We start from the raw sequence: 4333 nt of genomic DNA on the forward strand, positions 1-4333 counted from the left end.
GTACCGGAAGTAGGCCGGGGCCGGGAGGGCGAATCCGCGTGCGATACGGGCGCGGGCCCCCCCCCCCCCCCCCCCCCCCCCCCCCCGGGGGGGGGGGGGGGGGGCCCCCCCCCCCCACTTCGACCCGGCCGACTACCGCGAGCGCCACGCGGTCGAGTGCAGGATCAACCGCCTCAAGAGGCACCGGGCCGTGGCCACCCGCTACGACAAGCTCGCGGTCCGCTATGAGGCCACTGTCCTGGTAGCGGCCATCAATGAGTGGCTGTGATCAGCACGTGTCCCTAGAGCTCGTAATCCTGGGCCAGCTCTTCCCAGCGAATGCTGCGAAGAGCAAGATCAGCCTTTTCGCCCGACGGGACAGCCGGGGTGGCCTGGAACCAGGCCACGATGAGAGCGGAGCGGTGCAGCACTGCGTCGAGTTCAGGATCGACCGCTGTAGAGCCGAAAACACCCATGCAAGCCACGGAAGGCAGCACCTCAACGGGGCCGAAGGCGCTGGCGGTCTGGTCCGGGTACTCGCGGGAGGGCGGAATGAGATGAACTGGCGCGAAGGAGAACGCATGCTCGGCCTGTCGCAGGAGGCCGCTGACCTTCATGTCGTTGATGCGCTGGCACGGATACCCCTCCAGCATCCCCCCATAGGTCGTAGACATCCGCAGCTCGGTGAGCTCGATCGAACGACCGGACGAGAGGGCTATGTGGCTCAGCGACATGCCGACACCCTATGCGCATGATCCGCTTCCGATACACGCCCTAGGGCCGTCGGTGGTCTCTCATCGTCGGGAACGTGTTGTGCACCGTCAGGGAGCTGTACGACGAGCGGTCGTCGCGCGCCTGCGTCCGCCGGGTCTGCTCAAGGAGAAGGCCGTCGGCGTTTTCGGTGGGGCGGCTGCCCCGTCTGCCGAGCTTGACGATCAGGAAGACCACCAGCGCGGCCAACAATCCGAACAGAACACCCAATTCGGCCATGAAACCCCCCGGTCACGTGCGCGGACGTAGCCCTCGGATTCTCGCGCACCTGTCTGCCTGCGGGAAGGCCGGTGGCCATGCCCCTCCCATTCCGTTCCCGCTCGGCCACCCTCGGTGCGGCCGGACGCGGTCGACCTCCTCCCGTAGGTCGACCGCACGACGGCGAGCGGCCGGCTCGCGCTGTTCGAGCGATCCCACGACCGACGGCATCCACGGCCTCCTCGGGAACGATGACAGGGCTCCGGAGCACACCGTGCCGGGGCCATCGCCTCCGCGCACCAGGGCATCCATGTGGCGACGCTGCGTAACTGACTGGGGCGGCCGGGTGATCCCGAGGTGATGTGGGAGCAGATACTCGACTCCTTCGAAGTGGTCGGCGATGCGTTGCGGGCGCTGCTGCCCCCTCGGGAGCCGTCGTAGCGCGAACTCCCGTGCGGTGAAGCGTCTTCGGCCCCCGTCGGGCCACTTTTCACGGAACTGCCCCGACGTAGCGGAACGGTGTCGGTGCCCTCGCGTATCGTGCGTGCCGCATGCGTGGTGCGGTGAACCGTGCGGGGGGTGGGGGAGCGGGATGAGTGACCGTATCGAGTGGCCGTCGGGACGTGACGAGGATGCCGCGCTGATCATCAGGACCGACTACCACGACGAGCGGGCGTGGTCGGCCGTGAGAGCGGCGCTGATGACGCACTGGGGCCAGGAGGACGACTTCGAGCCGTACGTCCACATCGTCGACGATCCGCGATGGACGGCAATCACGCCCGCCCGGATTCTGTCCGAGGCGGCCGCGTACGAGGAGCGCGGCGTCGTCTACCTCGCGGACCGCACCTCGATGCGGGAGGAGAAACCTGTCACCTTGCTGGCGTTGTCACTGCTGACCAGGGAACGGTGCGAAAGCGACGAGGAGTTCGAGGCGTACGGCGGCGCCTTCCGTGTGGTGCCGCGGGGGATTCACGAGATGAACGCGAACCTCATGATCGCCAACCTGGACTTCGGTGACTTCATGGACGCCGCCAGGATCGATCCCGGGGGTCTCTTCCGGGGATTCACCGGCTGAACGGCCGCTCCGGCTTCGTGGCGTCCCCACGGCCTGCCGCGGGACGGGTGGCCTGCCGCGGGGACGGCGTCGTGGGTCCGTGGCGTCGTCCGGCGGGGCCGTCGACATGCCGGCATGCCGTGAAAGGAAACCGGGCCGGCGGGGCCGGAAGCCGACGGCCGGGCCCACATGTCGGAGAGTCGTGAGCGCTCAACTCCACATGCCCATGGCGATTTCTTCGAAGGAGGGAAGCCATTCGCTCCCTTCCGAGAAGGGAAGAGGATCGCGTCGCTCGATGTCCTGGCGCACCCGCCGCATGATCTCCTCCCTGCCGTCGTACGAGTCCCGTTCCGCGATCCCGGGAAGTGCCCGCTTCACGGCATGGATCGTGCAGGCGAGTGACGAGACGTCCGCGTGGAGGGCGACGGGAGCCCCGGCGCCCTCGTAGAAGCCGTACACGACGCCGCTGACCGTGTCGAGCGCGATCGTCGTGGCGGTGAGGTTGCCGATGACGATCCAGCTCCGGGCTTCCTGCGGCACGTCCCAATGGGAGTCGGGGATCTCGTCGATGGCACGTAGGGCGACCTCGATTCCGGGGGCGGCGACTTCCGCCCTGGGCGTGGAGGGGATGCCCACGTCACAGAGGAAACCGAGGGTCTTCCCGCCGAATCCGAGTTCTTCCGCCTCTGCCCTGACGGATCGTTCGACGTTCGCCACGCCGAACCAGCTCACCAGCTCGTCATGGGTGAGGTCGAACGTCAGGCCGCTCATGCCGATCTGGCGCCCTTCCTGGCCGCGTCGGTCACTCCGTACGGGTTCAGTCTCCCGCCCGTCCGTCGGCGTGGAGGAGGAACACGGGCGTTTTTGGCGTCATCGGCGTCTCAGCCATCGCAGCGGAGGCGCCGTCAGGAGCAGTGAAGCTTGGTTTCCCGCACCGGGGCCCGTGGCCAGGTCAGGGACCCGGCCGGGGCCGTGGTGCGGTGCGGCGGCTCGGGCGCCCCTCGTCCGCGATCACTCCGGGTTACGATGCTCCCTCATGCCGGAGGCCGGAAGCGACGGGCACCACGCCATGGACGGGCCGTTCGGGGAGTGAGGGGAGACCCGCACGGCGGTCGGAACCCCGGACTATCCCCAAGCCTGGTGGCGGGTGATTCGATACCATAGCCCTCCGGTTTGGTCGTGGATTGCAAGGTTGAATAGATGGATGGCCTGGGAAATGTTGAATGAGGTCACTGCGACCCGCTACGTCACGCCCCTGCGTGAGGGTGGCTCGCTGCCGGGGATCGTCGAGGCCGACGACCTCGGTACGTACGTCATGAAGTTCACCGGCGCGGGCCAGGGTCGCAAGACCCTCGTCGCGGAGGTCATCTGCGGTGAGCTGGGCCGTCGTCTGGGGCTGCGGGTCCCGGAACTGGTGACCATGCAGCTCGACCCGGTCATCGGGCTCGGCGAGCCCGACCAGGAGGTGCAGGAGCTGCTCAAGGCGAGCGGTGGCCTGAACCTGGGGATGGACTACCTCCCCGGTTCTCTGGGCTTCGACCCGCTCGCGTACCACGTCGACCCGGCGGAGGCCGGACGGATCGTCTGGTTTGACGCGCTGATCAACAACGTCGACCGGTCCTGGCGCAACCCCAACATGCTGGTCTGGCACGGCGACGTCTGGCTGATCGACCACGGTGCCACGATGATCTGGCACCACAACTGGCCGGGCGCCCAGGCGTCCGCGGCCAAGCCGTACAACGCCTCCGACCACGTGCTGGCGCCCACCGGTCCGGACGTCGCGGCAGCCGCCGCGGCCCTGGCGCCGCTCGTCACCGAGGAGTTGCTCACCGAGGTGGCGGCCCAGGTGCCCGACGAGTGGCTGTCCGGGGAGCCCGGTTTCGACTCGACGGACGAACTGCGTCGCGCGTACGTGGCGCCCCTGCTGGCCCGTGCCGCCACCATCCACGAGCGCATCGTCATGGACGCCCCGGCGCCCACCGGCCCGTCCAAGGCTCCCGGCTGGCTCGCCGACCGTCTCGCCCCGAGGGCTCAGGCAACGGAGAAGGGCGAGAGCCGATGAGTGGACGCGATGTCTTCGAGTACGCGCTGCTGCGGGTCGTCCCCCGTGTCGAGCGCGGGGAGTGCTTCAACGCCGGGGTGCTCGTCTACAGCCGGGCGCACTCCTTCGTCGCTGCCCGTACCCACCTCGACGAGGGCAAGCTGAGGGCGCTCGACCCCGCCGCCGACGTCGTCGGCACGACCCGGAAGCCGTGACGGGCGAGCACGGCGGACAGGGCCGCGGCGACGTGGTTGTCGTCCTCGACGAGCAGCAGTCTCACTGGCCCCTCC

General features: G+C 68.8%; 5 protein-coding genes and 2 pseudogenes. 3 read left to right on the top strand and 4 right to left on the bottom strand.

Going from position 1 to position 4333, the window contains the following annotated elements; translation table 11 throughout:
• Positions 1 to 281: 281 nt before the first annotated feature.
• On the bottom strand, positions 282 to 713 hold the full coding sequence (locus ACWD3D_RS33825) for a hypothetical protein (RefSeq protein WP_451464537.1): 432 nt from the start codon (positions 711 to 713) through the stop codon (positions 282 to 284).
• A gap of 40 nt (positions 714 to 753) precedes the next feature.
• On the bottom strand, positions 754 to 969 hold the full coding sequence (locus ACWD3D_RS33830) for a hypothetical protein (RefSeq protein ID WP_451464538.1): 216 nt from the start codon (positions 967 to 969) through the stop codon (positions 754 to 756).
• 571 nt (positions 970 to 1540) lie between these two features.
• On the opposite strand from ACWD3D_RS33830, the gene ACWD3D_RS33835 reads away from it, so the two are divergent.
• Positions 1541 to 2023, top strand: coding sequence for a DUF6924 domain-containing protein (locus ACWD3D_RS33835; protein ID WP_451464539.1), 483 nt, complete (start codon positions 1541 to 1543; stop codon positions 2021 to 2023).
• Between the two features lie 189 nt (positions 2024 to 2212).
• On the opposite strand, the gene ACWD3D_RS33840 is transcribed toward ACWD3D_RS33835, so the two are convergent.
• Positions 2213 to 2773, bottom strand: coding sequence for an SUKH-4 family immunity protein (locus ACWD3D_RS33840; RefSeq protein ID WP_451464540.1), 561 nt, complete (start codon positions 2771 to 2773; stop codon positions 2213 to 2215).
• Positions 2774 to 3218: 445 nt separating this feature from the next.
• Here ACWD3D_RS33840 and ACWD3D_RS33845 point away from each other — a divergent pair, with 445 nt between their 5' ends.
• Positions 3219 to 4064, top strand: a complete 846-nt coding sequence (locus ACWD3D_RS33845) for a HipA family kinase (RefSeq protein ID WP_451464541.1) — start codon at positions 3219 to 3221, stop codon at positions 4062 to 4064.
• Positions 4061 to 4240: pseudogene (locus ACWD3D_RS33850) on the top strand (DUF3037 domain-containing protein); the annotation flags it as partial. The gene ACWD3D_RS33845 and the pseudogene ACWD3D_RS33850, both read left to right, overlap by 4 nt.
• Here the strand turns inward: ACWD3D_RS33850 and ACWD3D_RS33855 are convergent.
• Positions 4239 to 4323 (bottom strand): annotated as a pseudogene (locus ACWD3D_RS33855) (DNA-binding response regulator); the annotation flags it as partial. The pseudogenes ACWD3D_RS33850 and ACWD3D_RS33855 sit on opposite strands and share 2 nt — an antisense overlap.
• Between the last annotated feature and the right edge of the window lie 10 nt (positions 4324 to 4333).

It is taken from the genome of Streptomyces sp. NPDC002690, assembly GCF_053592415.1.